Annotated in this window: 19 protein-coding genes and 1 pseudogene; 12 read left to right on the top strand and 8 right to left on the bottom strand. The window is 68.8% G+C overall.

Translation table 11 applies throughout. The annotated features are described in order from the left end of the window. Positions 1-7: 7 nt before the first annotated feature. The 3 genes from ACZ5PO_RS23220 to ACZ5PO_RS23210 are packed head-to-tail and all read left to right on the top strand — an operon-like array spanning position 8 to position 2,209. A complete protein-coding gene (locus ACZ5PO_RS23220; RefSeq protein WP_464184222.1) occupies positions 8-1,108 on the top strand; it encodes a ring-hydroxylating oxygenase subunit alpha in 1,101 nt (366 codons plus the stop codon). After that, entirely contained in the window at positions 1,105-1,812 is a 708-nt protein-coding gene (locus ACZ5PO_RS23215; RefSeq protein WP_464184221.1) for a tetratricopeptide repeat protein, read from the top strand. Before ACZ5PO_RS23220 ends, ACZ5PO_RS23215 begins: the two co-directional genes overlap by 4 nt. Before the next feature lie 4 nt (positions 1,813-1,816). After that, positions 1,817-2,209, top strand: coding sequence for a hypothetical protein (locus ACZ5PO_RS23210; RefSeq protein WP_464184220.1), 393 nt, complete (start codon positions 1,817-1,819; stop codon positions 2,207-2,209). On the opposite strand, the gene ACZ5PO_RS23205 is transcribed toward ACZ5PO_RS23210, so the two are convergent. After that, the gene (locus tag ACZ5PO_RS23205; RefSeq protein ID WP_464184219.1) at positions 2,111-2,317 is read right to left on the bottom strand and encodes a LysR substrate-binding domain-containing protein; all 207 of its coding nucleotides are present in this window, start codon (positions 2,315-2,317) and stop codon (positions 2,111-2,113) included. The genes ACZ5PO_RS23210 and ACZ5PO_RS23205 overlap by 99 nt on opposite strands. Positions 2,318-2,409: 92 nt before the next feature. Then, positions 2,410-3,009: pseudogene (locus ACZ5PO_RS23200) on the bottom strand (LysR family transcriptional regulator); the annotation flags it as partial. 124 nt (positions 3,010-3,133) lie between these two features. Here ACZ5PO_RS23200 and ACZ5PO_RS23195 point away from each other — a divergent pair. The 5 genes from ACZ5PO_RS23195 to ACZ5PO_RS23175 are packed head-to-tail and all read left to right on the top strand — an operon-like array spanning position 3,134 to position 6,369. Further along, positions 3,134-4,159 (top strand): ABC transporter substrate-binding protein, encoded by a 1,026-nt coding sequence (locus ACZ5PO_RS23195; protein WP_464184218.1) that lies wholly within the window; start codon positions 3,134-3,136, stop codon positions 4,157-4,159. Further along, on the top strand, positions 4,156-4,935 hold the full coding sequence (locus tag ACZ5PO_RS23190) for an ABC transporter permease (protein WP_464184217.1): 780 nt from the start codon (positions 4,156-4,158) through the stop codon (positions 4,933-4,935). Before ACZ5PO_RS23195 ends, ACZ5PO_RS23190 begins: the two co-directional genes overlap by 4 nt. Further along, entirely contained in the window at positions 4,932-5,714 is a 783-nt protein-coding gene (locus ACZ5PO_RS23185) for an ABC transporter ATP-binding protein (RefSeq protein ID WP_464184216.1), read from the top strand. Before ACZ5PO_RS23190 ends, ACZ5PO_RS23185 begins: the two co-directional genes overlap by 4 nt. After that, positions 5,711-6,025 (top strand): DJ-1/PfpI family protein, encoded by a 315-nt coding sequence (locus tag ACZ5PO_RS23180; protein ID WP_464184215.1) that lies wholly within the window; start codon positions 5,711-5,713, stop codon positions 6,023-6,025. The genes ACZ5PO_RS23185 and ACZ5PO_RS23180 overlap by 4 nt, the downstream gene beginning before the upstream one ends. Before the next feature lie 35 nt (positions 6,026-6,060). After that, a complete protein-coding gene (locus tag ACZ5PO_RS23175) occupies positions 6,061-6,369 on the top strand; it encodes a type 1 glutamine amidotransferase family protein (protein ID WP_464184214.1) in 309 nt (102 codons plus the stop codon). 136 nt (positions 6,370-6,505) lie between these two features. Here ACZ5PO_RS23175 and ACZ5PO_RS23170 read toward each other — a convergent pair whose 3' ends face one another. After that, complete coding sequence (locus tag ACZ5PO_RS23170; RefSeq protein WP_464184213.1) at positions 6,506-7,405, bottom strand: beta-keto acid cleavage family enzyme; 900 nt, start codon at positions 7,403-7,405, stop codon at positions 6,506-6,508. A gap of 35 nt (positions 7,406-7,440) precedes the next feature. After that, a complete protein-coding gene (locus ACZ5PO_RS23165; protein WP_464184212.1) occupies positions 7,441-8,373 on the bottom strand; it encodes a 3-hydroxyacyl-CoA dehydrogenase NAD-binding domain-containing protein in 933 nt (310 codons plus the stop codon). 132 nt (positions 8,374-8,505) lie between these two features. On the opposite strand from ACZ5PO_RS23165, the gene ACZ5PO_RS23160 reads away from it, so the two are divergent. From ACZ5PO_RS23160 to ACZ5PO_RS23145, 4 genes are all read left to right on the top strand, one after another. Beyond that, positions 8,506-9,297, top strand: a complete 792-nt coding sequence (locus tag ACZ5PO_RS23160) for a crotonase/enoyl-CoA hydratase family protein (RefSeq protein ID WP_464184211.1) — start codon at positions 8,506-8,508, stop codon at positions 9,295-9,297. 70 nt (positions 9,298-9,367) lie between these two features. Next, the gene (locus ACZ5PO_RS23155; RefSeq protein ID WP_464184210.1) at positions 9,368-10,591 is read left to right on the top strand and encodes an ABC transporter substrate-binding protein; all 1,224 of its coding nucleotides are present in this window, start codon (positions 9,368-9,370) and stop codon (positions 10,589-10,591) included. A gap of 3 nt (positions 10,592-10,594) precedes the next feature. Beyond that, positions 10,595-12,511, top strand: a complete 1,917-nt coding sequence (locus ACZ5PO_RS23150) for a feruloyl-CoA synthase (RefSeq protein WP_464184208.1) — start codon at positions 10,595-10,597, stop codon at positions 12,509-12,511. Next, a complete protein-coding gene (locus tag ACZ5PO_RS23145; protein ID WP_464184207.1) occupies positions 12,478-12,912 on the top strand; it encodes an acyl-CoA thioesterase in 435 nt (144 codons plus the stop codon). Before ACZ5PO_RS23150 ends, ACZ5PO_RS23145 begins: the two co-directional genes overlap by 34 nt. Before the next feature lie 4 nt (positions 12,913-12,916). Here ACZ5PO_RS23145 and ACZ5PO_RS23140 read toward each other — a convergent pair whose 3' ends face one another. From ACZ5PO_RS23140 to ACZ5PO_RS23125, 4 genes are all read right to left on the bottom strand, one after another. Further along, positions 12,917-13,438: a MarR family winged helix-turn-helix transcriptional regulator gene (locus ACZ5PO_RS23140; protein ID WP_464184206.1), complete on the bottom strand. Its 522-nt coding sequence runs from the start codon at positions 13,436-13,438 to the stop codon at positions 12,917-12,919. 111 nt (positions 13,439-13,549) lie between these two features. Beyond that, positions 13,550-14,614 (bottom strand): ABC transporter ATP-binding protein, encoded by a 1,065-nt coding sequence (locus ACZ5PO_RS23135; RefSeq protein ID WP_464184205.1) that lies wholly within the window; start codon positions 14,612-14,614, stop codon positions 13,550-13,552. Between the two features lies 1 nt (position 14,615). Continuing rightward, a complete protein-coding gene (locus ACZ5PO_RS23130; protein ID WP_464184204.1) occupies positions 14,616-15,413 on the bottom strand; it encodes an ABC transporter permease in 798 nt (265 codons plus the stop codon). Next, positions 15,410-16,333: an ABC transporter permease gene (locus tag ACZ5PO_RS23125; protein WP_464184203.1), complete on the bottom strand. Its 924-nt coding sequence runs from the start codon at positions 16,331-16,333 to the stop codon at positions 15,410-15,412. The genes ACZ5PO_RS23130 and ACZ5PO_RS23125 overlap by 4 nt, the downstream gene beginning before the upstream one ends. Between the last annotated feature and the right edge of the window lie 4 nt (positions 16,334-16,337).

Below are 16,337 nucleotides of genomic sequence, written 5' to 3'. Positions count from 1 at the left end.
GAGTTGCATGGCACCTGAAGCTGCGCCGCGCGGTGCGCCGCCGACGCCACCCGACTTTTCGGCGGCGGCCTTCTATGCCGAGGCAATCGAGCCGCCGGGCAGCGCCCGCGTGCTGCCGCCGGCCGCCTTCCGCTCCCTGGCCTTCTCGCGCCGGGAGGACATCGCCGTGTGGGCCTGCGACTGGATCTGCGTCGGCAGCCACGCGGAGATCCCCGAGGTGGGGGACCTGCTGCCGTTCACCGTGGGTGATCATGGCCTTCATATCCAGCGCACCGCGGACGGCATCGTGGCGCGCTTCAACAAGGCGCAGCATGGCGGCTGCCGCGTCGTGCCGCTGCAATGCCAGCAGGGCAGCAAGACCCGCTGCTCGTTCACCTCCTGCGGCCACAGCCGCGACCGCGGGCCGATCGCCGCCGGCGAACTGGGCGACGGCACTCCGGAGATGCATCAATACCTCGGGCTGAGGCCGGAGCGGCTGCTCACCGCCAAGGTGCGCAGCTGGGGACCGCTGATCTTCGTGAACCTCGACATCGCTCCGCCGCCCTTCGCGGACGCCGTCAGCAGCGTCGGCGCGGTGTCCGGGTTCTTCGGCAATACCCGCGGCGATCGCCTCGCGACCAACTGGCGCGAGTACCGGGCCAATTGGAAGCTGCTGGCCCAGAGCTTGACCGGCGGTGTCGCAACACTTGCGGCGAGCACCGCGCACTGGCTCGCCGGCCGCGCCGACGGCTCGGAGCTCGAGGTCGCCTGGCTGTTCCCCAACCTCGTCCTGCTTGCCGATGCGGCGCAGACCTGCGCGCTGGTGCTGCAGCCGACCGCGCTGGGACAGACGCTCGCCCGCATCAGTATCTTCGGCCATGCCGAGGCGCCGCACGACGGAGCCGAAGAGCGCTGGCTCGCGCTGATCGACCGGCTGGCGCAGGCAGCCGAGGCGGATCACGCCGCCGCGCTGAAATGGGGCACCGCATCCAGGCCGGACACGATCGGCGCGCCGCTGCCGCTGCAGGCGAGCGCCAGCGGCCGCTGGATGCAGCACGCCTTGTCCCAACGCATGACGGCGGCGCGCGTCGACGCAGCCCCGCTCTACCAGCCAACGAGGGCCAGATGACCGCCACAGCTCCCGCCGAGGCCGTCTCCGCCGGCGCGCCGCCCCTGGCAGCCGGAGTCGCCGCCTATCGCAACGGCGACTTCGAGCGGGCCTTCGCCGCGTTCTCGGACAGCGCCCGGGACGGCGACGTCGAAGCGGAGGTCTGGCTCGGCTCGCTCTATGCCAACGGCGAGGGGGTCGCGACGTCGCTGCCGGCGGCCTTCGCCCACTACCTGGCGGCCGCCGAGCGCGGCCACGCCCAGGCCCGCACCAACGTCGGCGCCATGCTGATCATGGGGCAAGGGGTCGAGCGCGACGAGGCAGGCGGAGCGGGCTGGCTGGCCCGTGCCGCGGAACAGGGCGACGCCTACGCCCAGTTCAACTACGCCGTGCTGCTCGGCAAGGGCCAGGGCGTCGCCAAGGACGAGGCCCAGGCGACGCTGTGGTACCGGCGCGCCGCCGAGGCTGGCCACTACCCGTCCCAGGCGCGCCTCGGCTTCCACTATGCCAACGGCATCGGCGTCGACCAGGACCTGGTGGAGGCCTTCCTGTGGCTGTCGCTCGCCGCCCAGCACGGTGTCGGCAGCGCCCTCAAGGCGCTCGAGGGTGTCATCGGCGAGATGTCCGCCAACGACAAGCGCAAGGGTCTGGCGCTGGTGGCGCAGTGGCGCGGCCGCACCGCCGCCGTCTCCGAGCTCGCGCGCCTCAATCCCCTGCCCGGCTGAGCCCATGATCTTCAGCCCGCAGCAGATCAAGTTCGAGTTCCTGTCGTACCTCAAGGAGTTCGGCAGCCGGCCGGAGGAGTGGTGCATCGGCGTGGCCGACGACGCCGAACGGGCGCTGTTCAGCGACAACGAGGTCGACCGCGAGCACGACATCTGGCTGTGGAAGCCGGCGCTCAGCGCAGCGGCGGCGCGTATCGTGCTCTCCTACTTTGCCGACCGGCACGGCATGGCGCCGGCGCGTTACGAGACGGGGCCTGCGGCGCGCCAAGTCTTCATGTTCAAGCGCGGAATGGCTCACTCACACCTGGAAAATGTCTTCCCTCAGCCAACTGGCGAACAGGTCGACGAGTTGGTCCTTCTTGCCCGCGGGCTGGACGAGCCAATAGGAGAACGGTGAAAGCACCTTGTCGTGCGGCAGCCGAACCAGGCGGCCGGCCGCGACTTCGGGCGCCACGAGATGGGCGCGCCCGACGGCCACACCCAGGCCCTCGACCGCCGCGCGCACGGCAATGGAGCTGTCGGCGAAGCTCGATCCGCTCTGCGGCAGTTCCCCAGGCCCAGCCGATCCGCCATTTCCAGCCACCCCATCGGCATCAGGTCATGCACCAGGGGTAGCCTGAAGACATCGGCGAGGTGTCGGATGGCGAATTGCTCGATGAGCTTGGGCGCACACACCAGAAAGACTTCTTCCTGCGCCAGCAGCTCCGCCTGGACGCCGGGCCAGCTACCCGGGCCGTAGCGCACGCAGCAGTCGAAGCCTTCCCTGGCCGGATCGGAGACCGCGAGGCCTGTGGAGAGCCGCAGCGACACGCCGGGAAAGCGCTCCGCAAAGGCGGGCAGCTTGGGCGCGAGGCGCAAGGCCGCGAGGGCCGGCAACATGTCCACGGACAACTGACGACTGCGGCCGGCTGAACGCCAGGATTGCTTGCTGGCGGCCCGCGCCGACGCTGCCCTGATCCGGCCGAGCGCCGGGCTCACCTCGAGCAGGTAGAGCCGTCCGGCCTCCGTCGGCTCCAGACCATGCGCCCCGCGCTCGAACAGGGTCACGCCCAGCGCTCCTTCCACCGATTTGATCCGCTGGCTGACCGCCGAGGCACTGACGTTCAGCTCCTGGGCGGCGCCAGCGAAGCTCATGTGGCGCATGGCGGCTTCAAAGAAGGTGAGCGCGTCCAGCGGCACTGGAAAGCGACTGAGCATAAGGACAGCTTGGCCTCAGCATGAGAATTCGATGTTTGTCCGCACTCTCGCACCTGCCTAATAGATGCTGTCAAGCCACTGAACCAAAAGGAGAAATTTTCTCCTGAGAAGAGCGGGAACGCAAATGAAAAAATCTCTGACCGCCGCCCTCCTTATGGCCTCTCTCCTATCCGGGGCGGGAGCAGCCGGTGCGGAGCCGACCAGGGTCGAGGTCGCCATCCTGCCGCTGTTGGGCGTGGCGCCGCTTTATGTGTTCGAAGCCGAAGGGTGGGCGCGCGCAGAGGGGCTCGACCTGCGGCTGACGCGCTTCAACTCGGGACCGGCGATCGTCCAGGCGCTGGGCTCGGGCAAATTCGATGCGGCCTACATGGCGGTCTCGCCCGTGCTTGTCGCCAAGGCGGCCGGAGCCGATCTCAAAGCCGTCGCCGCAAGCGGCGTCGCCCAGCAGACGCTGATCGCCGGCCCGGCGCTGGCCGCTGCGTTCGACGCGGCGCCGTCCCCTAGCGCCGCTTTCGCAGCCTTCGCCAAGGCCAATGGCCGCGCCGCCAAGATCGGCACACTGCCGAAGGGCAGCATGCCGGACACCGCGTTGCGCCATTACATCGACAAGAACGGTGTCGGGCCGGACACTGTTCAGATCGTCAGCCAGAGCGAGGAGGCCGTACGCCAGTCGGCCCTGACGGGCGCCGTTGACGGTGCGGTGATCCCCGAGCCGCTGGTGACGATCATCAAGGAAAAGCTCGCCGGATCGAAAGTCGTCGCCAACGGTGACGCGCTCTTTCCCAACCATCCCGGCTTCGTGCTCGCCGTCCGCTCCGGCTTCATCGAGAAGCACCCGGAAGCGGTGGCAAAGCTTGCCGCGCTCAACGAGCGGGCGATCCACTTTCTGGTGGCCAACCCGGATAAGGCGGCCGAGGACGTCCTGCAGTTCTTCGGCAAGGGCCTGATCGACAAAGATACGCTCAAGGCCGCGCTGACCTCGCCCTACAACAGGCAGATCGATGGCCTATCCGCCATCGCGGACAGCACCCGCGCGCTGCAAGACTATCAAGTCAAGATCGGCGTCCAGGCGGCTCCGGTCGATCTCAGCCAGTTGTTCTGGACCCCCACCGTAAAGACCGACGTACGGACATCGTCCGACAGCAAATGAGCCAACCCGTCACCGCCCAGGAAGCGTCGCGACGGATGCATGGCCTGATCCAGTTCGGCAGCGTCATGGTGTTCCTGCTGCTGTGGGAGTGGATCGTTCGCCAGAAGCTGGTCTCGTCGGCGATGATCCCACCACCGAGCAGCATCGTCGGCGCTTTCCGGCGCGAGCACGGAGACGGCGTCTGGGTCGCCAACGTGGTGGCGACACTCAAGCACTACGTGCTGGGCGCGGGCGTCGGCACCGTGGGCGGTATCCTGCTCGGCTACGCGGCGGCCCTGTCCCCGACCGTGCATGCCGTTCAGGAGGGTATCGCCCGTCTGTTTCGGCCGATTCCGCCGCTGGCCTGGATTCCGTTCGCCGTGATCTGGTTCGGCATCACCGAAGCGGCGGCGACCTTCATCATCGCCATCGGTGTTTTCTGGGTGAACTACTTCGCGGCCTACGCGGGTGCTCGATCGATCGACCAGCGCCTTTACATGGTCTCGCGCGTGTTCGGCCACGGCCGCCTTTTCGGCCGCATCGTCAAGGTGGTCGCTCCCGGCTCGCTGCCGTCCGTGCTCGCCGGCATCCGCTCTGGTCTCGGCATCGGCTGGTTTGCGGTTCTTGCTGCCGAACTGTTCGGCATTCCGGGCATCGGCCAGCGGATGATGGAGGCCTCCGGCATGCTGGTGACCGACATCGTGCTGCTCTACATGGCGACCATCGCACTGCTCTACACGCTGTGCGACGCGGGCATGGCGGCGCTGTCCCGCCACCTGCTGCGGTGGCAGGCATGAACGCCCTGCCTCAGCCCGGCGCCGTCGACGCGACCGGCATTGCGATCGCCCTGGGCGGCACCCTCATCCTGAGCGAGGTCACCTTTACGATCCCGCCGGGCACCCTGACGGTGTTGATCGGCGGCTCCGGCGCCGGCAAGTCGACGCTGCTTCAGGCCATCGCCGGCCTGCTCAAGCCGGTGCGCGGCACCATCCGCATCGGCGGCAAGGATATCGGCGCAGGCGGCCATGGGGCGCGGCGCGATATCGGCTTCGTGTTTCAGGATCCGTTGTTGCTGCCGTGGCGAGACGTCCGGCGCAATGTGGAATTCGGCCTCGAAGGCCTCGTCGCCGGCCGCGACGGGCGCCGGCGCCGCGCCGAAGCCAGTCTCGCCCTCGTCGGGCTCGCCGATCACGCGGACAGGTGGCCGCACGAGCTGTCAGGCGGACAGCGCCAGCGCGTCGGGCTGGCGCGCGCACTCGCCGTCGAGCCGACGCTGCTGCTGATGGACGAGCCCTTCGCGGCGCTCGACCCGAAGACGCGGACCGCGCTCCAGGACGAGCTGCTGGCGATCGTCGCCCGAACCCGGGTGTCCGTGATCTTCGTGACGCACGACATGAGCGAGGCGGTCTACCTCGCCGACCGCATCCTGATCCTTGGCGAAACGCCCGCCCGCATCGTCGCCGACATGCCGGTGGAGAAGCCGCGCGACCGCGACCAACGAGCCCGCAGTCCACTCGTCGCCCATCTTCACAGGACATTCCATTTGCCGGATTCGGCGACGCAGGAGACCTCATGAGCATTGCAACCAACGGCTTTCGGGTCGGCATCTATGTCTGCCGGGATGCAGAGGTGGTGGATTTCGCCTCGCCGTACGGCGTGCTGTCGATTGCCCGCCGCACGCATCCACACATCGACGTGTTCCTGGTGTCCGAGACCCTCGGCCCGGTTCAGGGAGCCTCGGGCTTCACCGTGCTTCCCCATTACGGCTTTGCGGACAGCCCGCATCTCGATGCATTCGTGATACCGGGGGGCCGGGACTGCGGACGGCACAATACAATCCGAACCTGCACGACTACATCCGACGTCTGCCGCGGTCTTGCCTGCTGACCAGCGTCTGCACCGGCTCGTGGGTCTATGCCCGCATGGGCCTGCTCGACGGTATCGCCGCGACCAATCGCAAGAATCCCGATGCGCTGGAGCGAAGAGGCGTCGGCAAGGTTCCGCTCGACCAGCTCGCCGAGATAGCCCCGGGCTGCCGCATCAGCCGGGCTCGCATCGTCGACGCTGGTCGGATCATCACTGCCGGCGGCATCGCCTCCGGCATGGAGCTCGGCTTTCATCTGCTGCGGCGCGCCGGCTTCTCCGAAGAGCTCGTTTCGGACGTGGCCTACCTGATGGAATACGAAGCGGGATATGCTGCATATCGGGACGACATCGAATATGCGACCTGATGTTCGCCACGGCTTGCGAGGGATCTGGCCAAGCCTCCGTGCTCGACCCGAGGTGCGCATCGGGTCGAGCCGCCGGGACGGATGCACGGGCCTTCCTGCGCTCACCCATCAGCCTTCGATCGGAAAGAGCGCGCCCTCAGGCCGCGGCCCTGCGAACCGGGGCCAGGCCGAGCATCTCGCGCGCCTCGCCGGCCGAGGCATGCTCCAGGTTGAGCTCGTGGATGATGCGCACCGTGCGCTCCACCAGCATCTCGTTGGTCGCCAGCTGCCCGCGTGAATAATAGTTGTTGTCCTCCAGCCCGACGCGCACGTGGCCGCCGAGCAGGATCGCCTGGGTCGTCGCCGGCAGCTGGGCGGGCCCGATGCCCGACACGCAGAAGATCGATTGCGGCGGCAGCAGCCGGATCATCGCGGCCAGGATGTCGTGGCTGTAGGGCATGGCGCCCTGAAAGCCCTTGTCGGCGCCGAGCACCATGTTGATGTAGTAGGGCGGCTTGTCGTAGCCCTTCTCGATCAGGCGCGTGACGTCCTGAAGGATATGCTGGGGGCCGAACACCTCCCATTCCGGCTTGACGCCACGCTCCTGAAAACGCTTGGCCAGCGCCTCGCAGCGCGACGGCGTCGTGACCACGAGGATCTCGCGGCCGCCGTGGACGTCGGCGAAGGTCATGCCGTCGAAGGTGCCCATCTCGGCGCCGGCGTCGAGCCCCTTCAGCCGTTCCTCGAAGCTCGATTCGAACAGCCCGTCCGGGCGCGGCACCAGCATGTCGCCGCTCGAGCCGCCACCCGTCGAATTGTTGATGATGACGTCGGTGCGCTCGCGGATGCGGGTGTTGATGTCGCGGTAGATGGCGGCGTTGCAGGTCGCCTCGTCGTCCGGCCGGCGGGCGTGCAGGGCGGCGATAGCGGCCCCCGCCTTCCACGACTTGTGGACGGAGTCGGCGATCTCCGCCGGCTGCGTCGGAAGGTTGGGATTCTGCGCCTTGGAGGCCATGCCGCCGGTGGGCGCCACGGTCACGATGACTTTGCCCGTCATGGGTCGTCTCCTCGCTTGGACTGGAAATTGAGCCTTCACGGCAGGTTGGACTGGACCTTGTCGCGCACCAGCCCGGTCAACAGCCGGTCGCGGTCCGCCATCATCGCGTCGACGCGGACCGGCGCGAGCTCCTCGGCCAGGCCGGCGACGAGGCGCTGGATGAGCTCAGGCGTCAGCCGCGGCGTGCCCAAGTCGGCCCACATGGCCTCCATCAGCGGGCCGAGATGGGCGAGCGTATGGGCCAGGCCGCCCTCCCCGCCCGACAGATGATTGAGCAGGCAAGGGCCCATCAGGGCCCAGCGCAGGCCAGGGCCATGGCTGATGGCGGCGTCGACCTCGGCCACGGTCACGGCGCCGATATCCACCAGGTGGAACGCCTCGCGCCACAGCGCCGCCTGCAAGCGGTTGGCCACGTGGCCGACGAGCTCGCGGCGGATGCGGATGGGCCGTTTGCCGAGCGCGGCATAGAACGCCATCGCCTCGGCGATCGCCGCCTCGGACGTGCGCTCGCCACCGACCACCTCGACCAGCGGCACCAGGTGCGGCGGGTTGAACGGATGGCCGACCAGGACGCGCTCCGGGTGGGCGCAAGCGTCCTGGATCAGGCTGGGGCGCAGGCCCGACGAGCTCGACGCCAGGATCACGTCGGCGGCGGCCACCGCGTCCATGCGGCGGAACGTGTCGCGCTTGAGCCCCTCCTGCTCGGGGCCGTTCTCCTGCACGAAATCGGCGTCGGAGACGACCGCCTCCAGCTCGGCATCGATACGCAGACGCTCGGGCGCCGACGCGGCGGTGGCCGCGCCCAGCATCGGAAGGAGCCTGCCGACAGCCTGCCGCAGACGCTCGGCGGCCCCCGGCGTTGGATCGAAGGCGGAGACATGGAAGCCGCGGGCCAGGAACAGTGCCACCCAGCTCGTGCCGATCACGCCGGTGCCGACCACCGCCACACGTCTGATCTCTGCGGGCATGCTCGCTCCCTACGTCACGCCAATTGGTGATTGACCTGGCTAATTTGTAATGCAACATTACAAATATCGCACGGCAATGCAACCGGGATATCGCGCCGGCGCCGCTTGCACGGGAGTTGCGGAGGAGAGGGCATGGACGAGGCAGTGGGCGCGGCAGGACCGACGGTCCGCGTCGAGCATGACGGCGACATCGCAGTCGTGCGCCTCACGCGAGCGCGCAAACGCAACGCCCTCGACGACGCGACGGTGCTGGACCTGGAGGCCGCCTTCGCAGGCCTGCCCGCGAGCACCAGGGCGGTCGTGCTGACCGGGGACGGTGAGCATTTCTGCGCCGGGCTCGACCTTGCCGAGCTGACGGTCCGCGATGCGGCCGCGGGCTTCGCCCACTCGCGCATGTGGCATCGCGTGTTCCAGCAGATCGAGTTCGGCACCGTGCCGGTGGTGGCAGCGCTCAAGGGCGCTGTGATCGGCGGCGGGCTCGAGCTGGCGGCGGCGGCGCACATCCGTGTCGCCGAGCCGTCGACGTTCTACGCCCTCCCCGAGGGGCAGCGGGGCATCTTCGTCGGTGGCGGCGCCTCGGTACGGCTGCCGCGCCTCATCGGCGTCGCCCGCATGCGCGACATGATGATGACCGGACGGGTCTACGGCGCGGCCGATGGACAGGCGATCGGATTGTCGGAATACCTGGTCGACGCCGACCAAGGGCTTGCGACGGCGCTCGACCTGGCGCGCAAGGCCGCCGCCAACGCGCCGCTCACCAATCTCGCCCTCATCCAGGCGCTGCCGCGCATTGCCGACAGCGATCCGTCCATCGGCCTCCTGACGGAGTCCCTCATGGCGGCGGTGGCGCAGAGCGACGCCGAAGCCAAGCGGCGTCTCGCCGATTTTCTGGAGAAGCGCGCAGCGAAGGTGGCGCCGGGCTGATCAGAAGCAAACCACCCCGGCCACAAGCCGCAGCAAGCGGCACGCCGGCATCGGAGAGGAGGAAACGATCATGAAGGCATATCGGATATTAGCGGCCATCGGCCCGGTGGCCGCATTGGCCATGGCGCTCGGGACGCCGGCGGCGCGCGCCGCCGACAAGCCGGTGCGCATCGGCGTCCTCAACGACCAGTCGGGCGTCTACGCCGACTACCAGGGCGTCGGCTCGGTGCTCGCCGCGCGCATGGCGGTGGAAGACTTCACCAAGACGTCCAGCCTGCCGGTCGAAGTGGTCTCCGCCGACCACCAGAACAAGACGGACATCGGCATCGCCATCGCCCGGCAGTGGTTCGACGAGGGCGGCGTCGACATGATCGTCGACGTGCCGAACTCGGCCATCGCGCTCGGCGTCGCCGGCCTCGCGCGCGACAAGAACAAGGTCTTCATCGGCTCCGGCGCCGGCACCGCGGACCTCACCGGCAAGGCCTGCTCGCCCAACACCATCCACTGGACCTACGACACCTGGGCGCTCGGCCACAGCCTGGCCAAGGCGCTGGTCGACCAGGGCGGCAAGAGCTGGTTCTTCATCACGGCGGACTACGCCTTCGGCAAGGACCTGGAGAAGAACGCCGCCGAAGAGGTTGCGGCCCGCGGCGGCAAGGTGCTCGGCAGCGCCCGCCACCCGATCGGCACGGCCGACTTCTCGTCCTTCGTGCTGCAGGCCCAGCAATCGGGAGCCGACGTCATCGGCATCGCCAATGCCGGCGACGACACCACCAACACCATCAAGCAGGCGACCGAGTTCGGCGTCGCCAAGAAGCAGCGGCTGGCCGGCCTGATCCTCAACATCAACAGCGTGCCGGCCATCGGCCTGCCGGCGATGCAGGGCGCCTACCTGGTGACGGGCTACTACTGGGACCTGAACGACGGCACCCGCGCCTTCGCCAAGCGCTTCGAGGAACGCCACCCCCGCCACAACGCCCCCAACGACATGCAGGCCGGCGTCTACTCCGCCGTCACCCACTACCTGAAAGCGGTCGACAAGTTGAAGAGCGCCGCGGACGGTCGTGCCGTCGTGGCGGAGATGAAGGCGCTGCCCACCGACGATCCGATCTTCGGCAAGGGCTCGATCCGCGAGGACGGCCGCAAGCTGCACCCCATGTATCTGTTCGTGACCAAGGCGCCGGCGGAGTCGACGGGCAAGTGGGACTACCTCAAGGTCGTGGCCACCATCCCCGCCGACCAGGCCTGGCGCCCCCTGGCGGAGGGCGGCTGCCCCCTGGTCAAGGGCCAATAGGCCATGCGCTCACCGGCAGAGCAGCGCGAGGGGATCGGCCGGGCGCCGCTGCGCCCGGTCCGGCTCGGAGCAACGCGCCACCGCTTCACGCACCGCGGCGACGGGTCGGTGGTGATCGAAGCCTGCGAGCCGCTCGCCCCCTACCCCGAGCGGCTCACGGATCACCTCGTGCGCTGGGCCGAGGCCACGCCCGACCGCACGTTCCTGGCGGAGCGCGACGGGGCGGGCCGATGGCGGCACCTCTCGTACGGCCAGGCCTTGGAGCAGGCGACGCGTATCGGCGCGGGCCTGCTGGCGCGTGGCCTGTCGGCGGAGCGCCCCCTGGTCATCCTGTCAGGCAAGGGGCTCGACCATGCGGTGCTGGCGCTGGCCGCCCTGCATGTCGGGGTGCCCTACGCACCCGTCTCGCCAACCTATGCGCGTCTGGCACCGGATTTCGCACGGCTGAAGGACATCGTCGGCTTGCTCACGCCGGGGCTCGTCTATGCGCGCGACGGCTCGTTCGCCGCCGCACTGGCGGCGGCCGTGCCGGCGGCCACCGAAATCGCGACGCTGGACGGCGCGGCGGCAGGCCGCAGAACGACGGCGCTCGGCGCGCTCGCCGGCGATCCGACGGCGGCCGCGGTGGCGCACCGCCAGGTGGGCGGCGACACCATCGCCAAATTCCTGTTCACCTCGGGCTCGACCGGACTGCCGAAGGCGGTGATCAACACCCATGCCATGCTGTGCGCCAACCAGGCGCAGCTGGCCGCGAGCCTGGCGTTCCTGGTCGATACGCCGCCAGTGCTCGTCGACTGGCTGCCCTGGCACCACACCTTCGGCGGCAACCACAACTTCAACCTGGCGCTCGCCAACGGCGGCACGCTCTATCTCGACGACGGCCAGCCGACGCCCGCCGGCATCGCCGAGACCGTGCGCAATCTCAAGGAGATCGCGCCGACGATCTATTTCTCCGTGCCCAAGGGCTATGAGGCGCTGATCCCCCACGTGGCCAGGGACGGCGAGCTCCGGCGGCGCCTTCTCAGCCGCCTCGAGCTGACCTTCTTCGCCGCGGCCGGGCTGCCGCAGCCGGTGTGGGATGCGTTCGACCGGCTGGCGATCGACGAGTGCGGCCACCGTATCCCGATGCTCACCGGGCTCGGCGCCACCGAGACCGCGCCGTTCGCCCTCACCTGCGACCTCGGCCAGGCCCAGGCCGGCAATGTCGGCCTGCCGGCGCGCGGCCTGACGCTGAAGCTCGCGCCGGTGGGCGAGAAGCTGGAGGCCCGGGTCAAAGGCCCCAACATCACGCCCGGATACTGGCGCAACGCGGCCCTGACCGCTGCCGCCTTCGACGCGGAAGGCTACTACCGGCTCGGCGATGCGCTACGCTTCGTCGAGCCGGCGGAGCCGCGTCGCGGCCTCAAGTTCGACGGGCGCCTGCACGAGGATTTCAAGCTGACGAGCGGCGTCTGGGTCAGCGTGGGGGCGCTGCGGGCCGCCTTCTTGGACGCCGCGGCGCCCTATGCCCGCGACATCGCGCTGGCGGGCGAGAACCTGGACGAGGTCGCCGGCCTGATCGTGCCGGATATCGACACGTGCCGTCAGCTATGCCCGGATCTCGCGGAAACCTGTGAGCCGCAGACGGTGCTGGACGACGGGCGTGTGCGCGACGCCTTCCGGCTCATCCTGGGCAGGCTGGCCGCCCGGGCCACCGGTTCGTCGACGCGCCTTGCACGTGCCCTGCTTCTGGCCGAGCCACCGTCCATCGACCGCAACGAGATGACCGACAAGGGGTCGATCAATCAGCGCGCCCTGTTGCGCAACCGCGCGGAGCTGGTCGCGTTGCTCTACCGAACCCCTTACGCCGAGCGCATCATCATCACACCGGAAGGATCTGCATCATCGTGCCTGGCTTCAGCAACACGCGACGGCTCGTGATCGAATGGGGCCACTGCGACCCGGCGGGGATCGTCTTCAATCCGCGCTTCTTCGAGTTCTTCGACTGGTCCACGGCGCTGCTGGTGGAAGCGGCGCTCGCCATGCCCAAGCTCGGGATGATCGACGCCTACGGCCTGATCGGCATCCCGCTGGTCGACACACGCGCCCGCTTCGAGGCGCCCTGCCGCTTCGGCGACTCGGTCGAGATCGTGTCCACGGTGGTCGAGGTCAGGCGGACGAGCTTCGCCGTGCGCCACCGCCTCCTGAAGGGCGACGTCCTGTCGGTCGAGGGCCAGGAGGTTCGCGTCTGGGCCGGGCGCGACGACGCCGATCCGACACGGCTCAAGGGCAAGCCCATTCCTGACGAGGTGCGCGCCAGGCTGATGCCGGCACCGGCTTAAAGGGTCAGTCCGTCTCCGCCTCGTCGTCGTCAGCCGGCTCCTGGCAGGTGGCGGCGACCTCGCCGAGCAGCCGCAGCAGATCGCGCCGCCCGTCCTCGCCGATCGCCGCGCTGATCTGCCGCTCGAAATCTGCCTCGCGCGCCTGCAGCTCGGCCACGAGGGCCCTGCCCCCGCGGCTCAGATAGAGCCCGAGCGCCCTGCGATCGGACTCCAGCCGCCGGCGCTCGATCAGATCCCGCGCCATGAGGCCCTCGAGAAGCGGCCCGAAATTGGTGCGCTTGATGCCCAGGGCAGCGCTGACCTCAGTCTGCTTCAGACCCGGGTTGTTGAGGACGACGGTGAGCACGCCGAGCTGCGCCGGCCGGATGTCGTAGTCGGCGAACGCCTCGCGGAAGCGTCTGAACACCGCCATGTGGGTGCGCCGCAGCGCATAGCCCACCAGATCGGGCATGGGACTGAGATTGGGCGCGGCGGCGGACTCGTCGGTCGGCGGGTGGGCGGTGACGCTGGCTTGTTCTGGCTTCAAAATCCGACTTCCACCTCGACGCTCCCGAGCCGCCACGGCAGCCTCTGCCAGAGGGTACCGCGCCCAGGAACGGAGCTCAACGAAGCGCGTCGGCGGATCGGCGGCGCCTCCTCAATCCACGAAGATGTGTGTGTCCTCGGGCCGCCACTGCGCCCACACCGGCGCCTCGGGGGCGAGATGGTCGGGCCGGCCGGTCGTCTCGATGGCGACGAGGGCGGCCTCCGACGGCAGGTCGATGACGTAGCGGGAGGCGTTGCCGTGATAGGTGATCTGGCGGATGCGGCCGCCCACCGCCCCCTCCGGCGCGGCCCCGGTGGACAGCAGCACCTTCTCCGGCCTGACCGCCAGCGTGACGTCGCTTCCCGCGGCCAGCCCCTGGGAGGCCGGCGCCGTCACCACGGTGTCGGCGATGCGGACGCGCGTGCTGCCGGCCTCGGTGGCCAGCACCTTGCCCGGCAGGAAGTTCACCATGCCCATGAAGTCGGCGACGAACCGCGTCCGCGGCGCCCGGTAGATCTCCTGCGGCGGGCCGAACTGCTCGACGGTGCCGTTGTTCATGACGGCGATGGCGTCGCTGAGCATCAGCGCCTCTTCCTGGTCGTGGGTCACGAACAGCGCGGTCATGCCGAGCCGCCGCGTCAGCCCATGCAGCTCCACCTGCATCGCCTCGCGCAGCTTGCGGTCGAGCGCGCCGAACGGCTCGTCCAGGATGAGGATGCTCGGCTCGATGGCGAGCGCCCTGGCGAGCGCCACGCGCTGCTGCTGGCCGCCGGACATCTGCGCCGGAAAGCGGTCGGCCAGATGATCGAGGCGGACGATCTCGAGCATGCGCTTGACCTGCCGGTCGATGTCGGAGGCCGCCGCCTTCTTCATCCTCAGGCCGAAGGCCACGTTCTCGGCAACGGTCATGTGCGGAAACAGCGCCAGGCTCTGGAACACCATGCCGATGTTGCGCTTGGCGGCGGACAGATAGGTCACGTCGCGGCCGTCGAACACCACGCGGCCGGAGCTGGGCTGCAGCAGGCCGGCGACGATGCGCAGCGTGCTGCTCTTGCCGCAGCCGCTCGGCCCGAGCAGCGTCAGGAACTCGCCGGAGCGGATGGTCAGCGAGACATGGTTGACGGCCAGGAAGTCGCCGTAGCGGCCCACGATGTTCTGAAGCTCGACCTGAGCCATGTCAGTTCCCTGCAAACAGGCGTTTGAGACCGAACCAGCGCTCCAGCACCACGGCGAGCGTGAACGTGATCGCGATGAGCAAAGACGAGATGGCGGCGACCGACGGATCGAAGCTGTACTGGAGGTAGGACATGATGGAGATGGGGAGCGTCGCCGTCCGCGCGTCGACCAGGAACAGGGACACGTTGACGTCGTCGAACGAGAGGATGAAGCCGAACAGCATGCCGGCGATCACCCCCGGACGGATGAGCGGCAGGATGACCTCGGCGAAGACGCGCCAGGGCGAAGCGCCGAGGGTCTCGGCCGCCTCCTTCAGCGACGGGTTGATCTGCGCGAGGCTGGCGAGGGTGGTGCGGATCACGTAGGGCATCACGATCAGGATATGGCCGAACAGCAGCCGCGTCGGGGCATCCCTGACATCGGCGGCGGCCAGGGCGACCAGCAGCGAGATGCCCGTGACCAGCCCCGGCACGATCATCGGGGCGACGAAGAAGGCCTCCAGGGCCGGCTTCGCCCGCCAGTTGCTGCTCCACAGCGCGATCGCGGCCAGGACGGCGATCGGCGTCGCGATGACCGTCGCGGCCGCGGCGAGCAGCGCGCTGGTCGCCGCGCTGCCCATGAAGCCAGCGTTCTGCAGCGCCGCCGCATACCAGCGCAGCGACCATCCCGTCGGCGGGAAGCTCTGCACGGCCTCATTGTTGAACGAGACGATGACGACGCAGACCAGTGGCGCCAGCAGGAAGGCGTAGAGCAGCCAGACGAGGGCGCGGAAGGTGCCCGCCTGTAGGGTGTCGATCATGTCCGCACCATCCATCGGCGCGTACGCCGGCTGAACTCGAACAGGATGAAGCCGATGACCGCGAGCGAGGTCGCCAGCAGCATGGCGACGATGGCGGAGCCGAACTGCCAATTGAAGGTCACGACGAACTGCTGATAGATCAGCGTGGTGATCATGCCGGAGTTCGGCCCGCCCATGAGCGCCGGCGTGATGTACGACGACATGGCGAGGCTGAAGATGATGGTGGCGCCGGTGACGATGCCGGGGCTCGCCATCGGCACGATGATCCGGAACGCCGTGGTCAGACGGCCGGCGCCGAGGGTCTGGGCGGCCTGGGGAACGGCCGGGTCGATGCGGTCCAGGGCGGTGACGACGGGCAGCACCATCATCGGCAGGAAGACGTGGACGAGGCCCACGATGACGGCCCCGTCGGTGAACATCAGGTGCAGCGGCTGCGAGATCAGGCCGACGGCGGACAGTGCCGCATTGATCAGCCCATTGTCACCCAGAACGATCATCCACCCGAAGGTGCGCGTGACGATGCTGATCAGCAGCGGCGACAGCACCACGATGACGATCAGCCCACGGTAAGCCGCCTTGGCACGCCAGATGGACATGGCCAGCACGGTGCCAAAGATGGCGCAGAGCACGGTCGTGACGGTGGCGATGTAGACCGTCTTCCCCAGTATCTTCCAGTAGAACGCCGACGACAGGAACCGCGTGAAGTTGACGAGCGTCATATTGCTGTTGAGCTCGACCACGCCGGGCCGCGGCAGGTTCAGGCTCATCGCCAGGATATACGCCAGCGGAACAACGAGGAACGCGCCCACGACGATGCAGGCGGGCAGCACCAGCAGATAGGCGCCGCTCCCTCGCAGTGCCGGCGCTGCAGCGACCGGGCCGACGGCGACATGTGATGGCTGGTTCATCTCGAGGGTCATCAGA

The sequence above is a fragment of the Chelatococcus sp. KU-N122 genome (assembly GCF_055391085.1).
The sequence above is the reverse complement of the archived record's forward strand: the minus strand, read 5'-3'. Positions and strand labels throughout refer to the sequence as shown.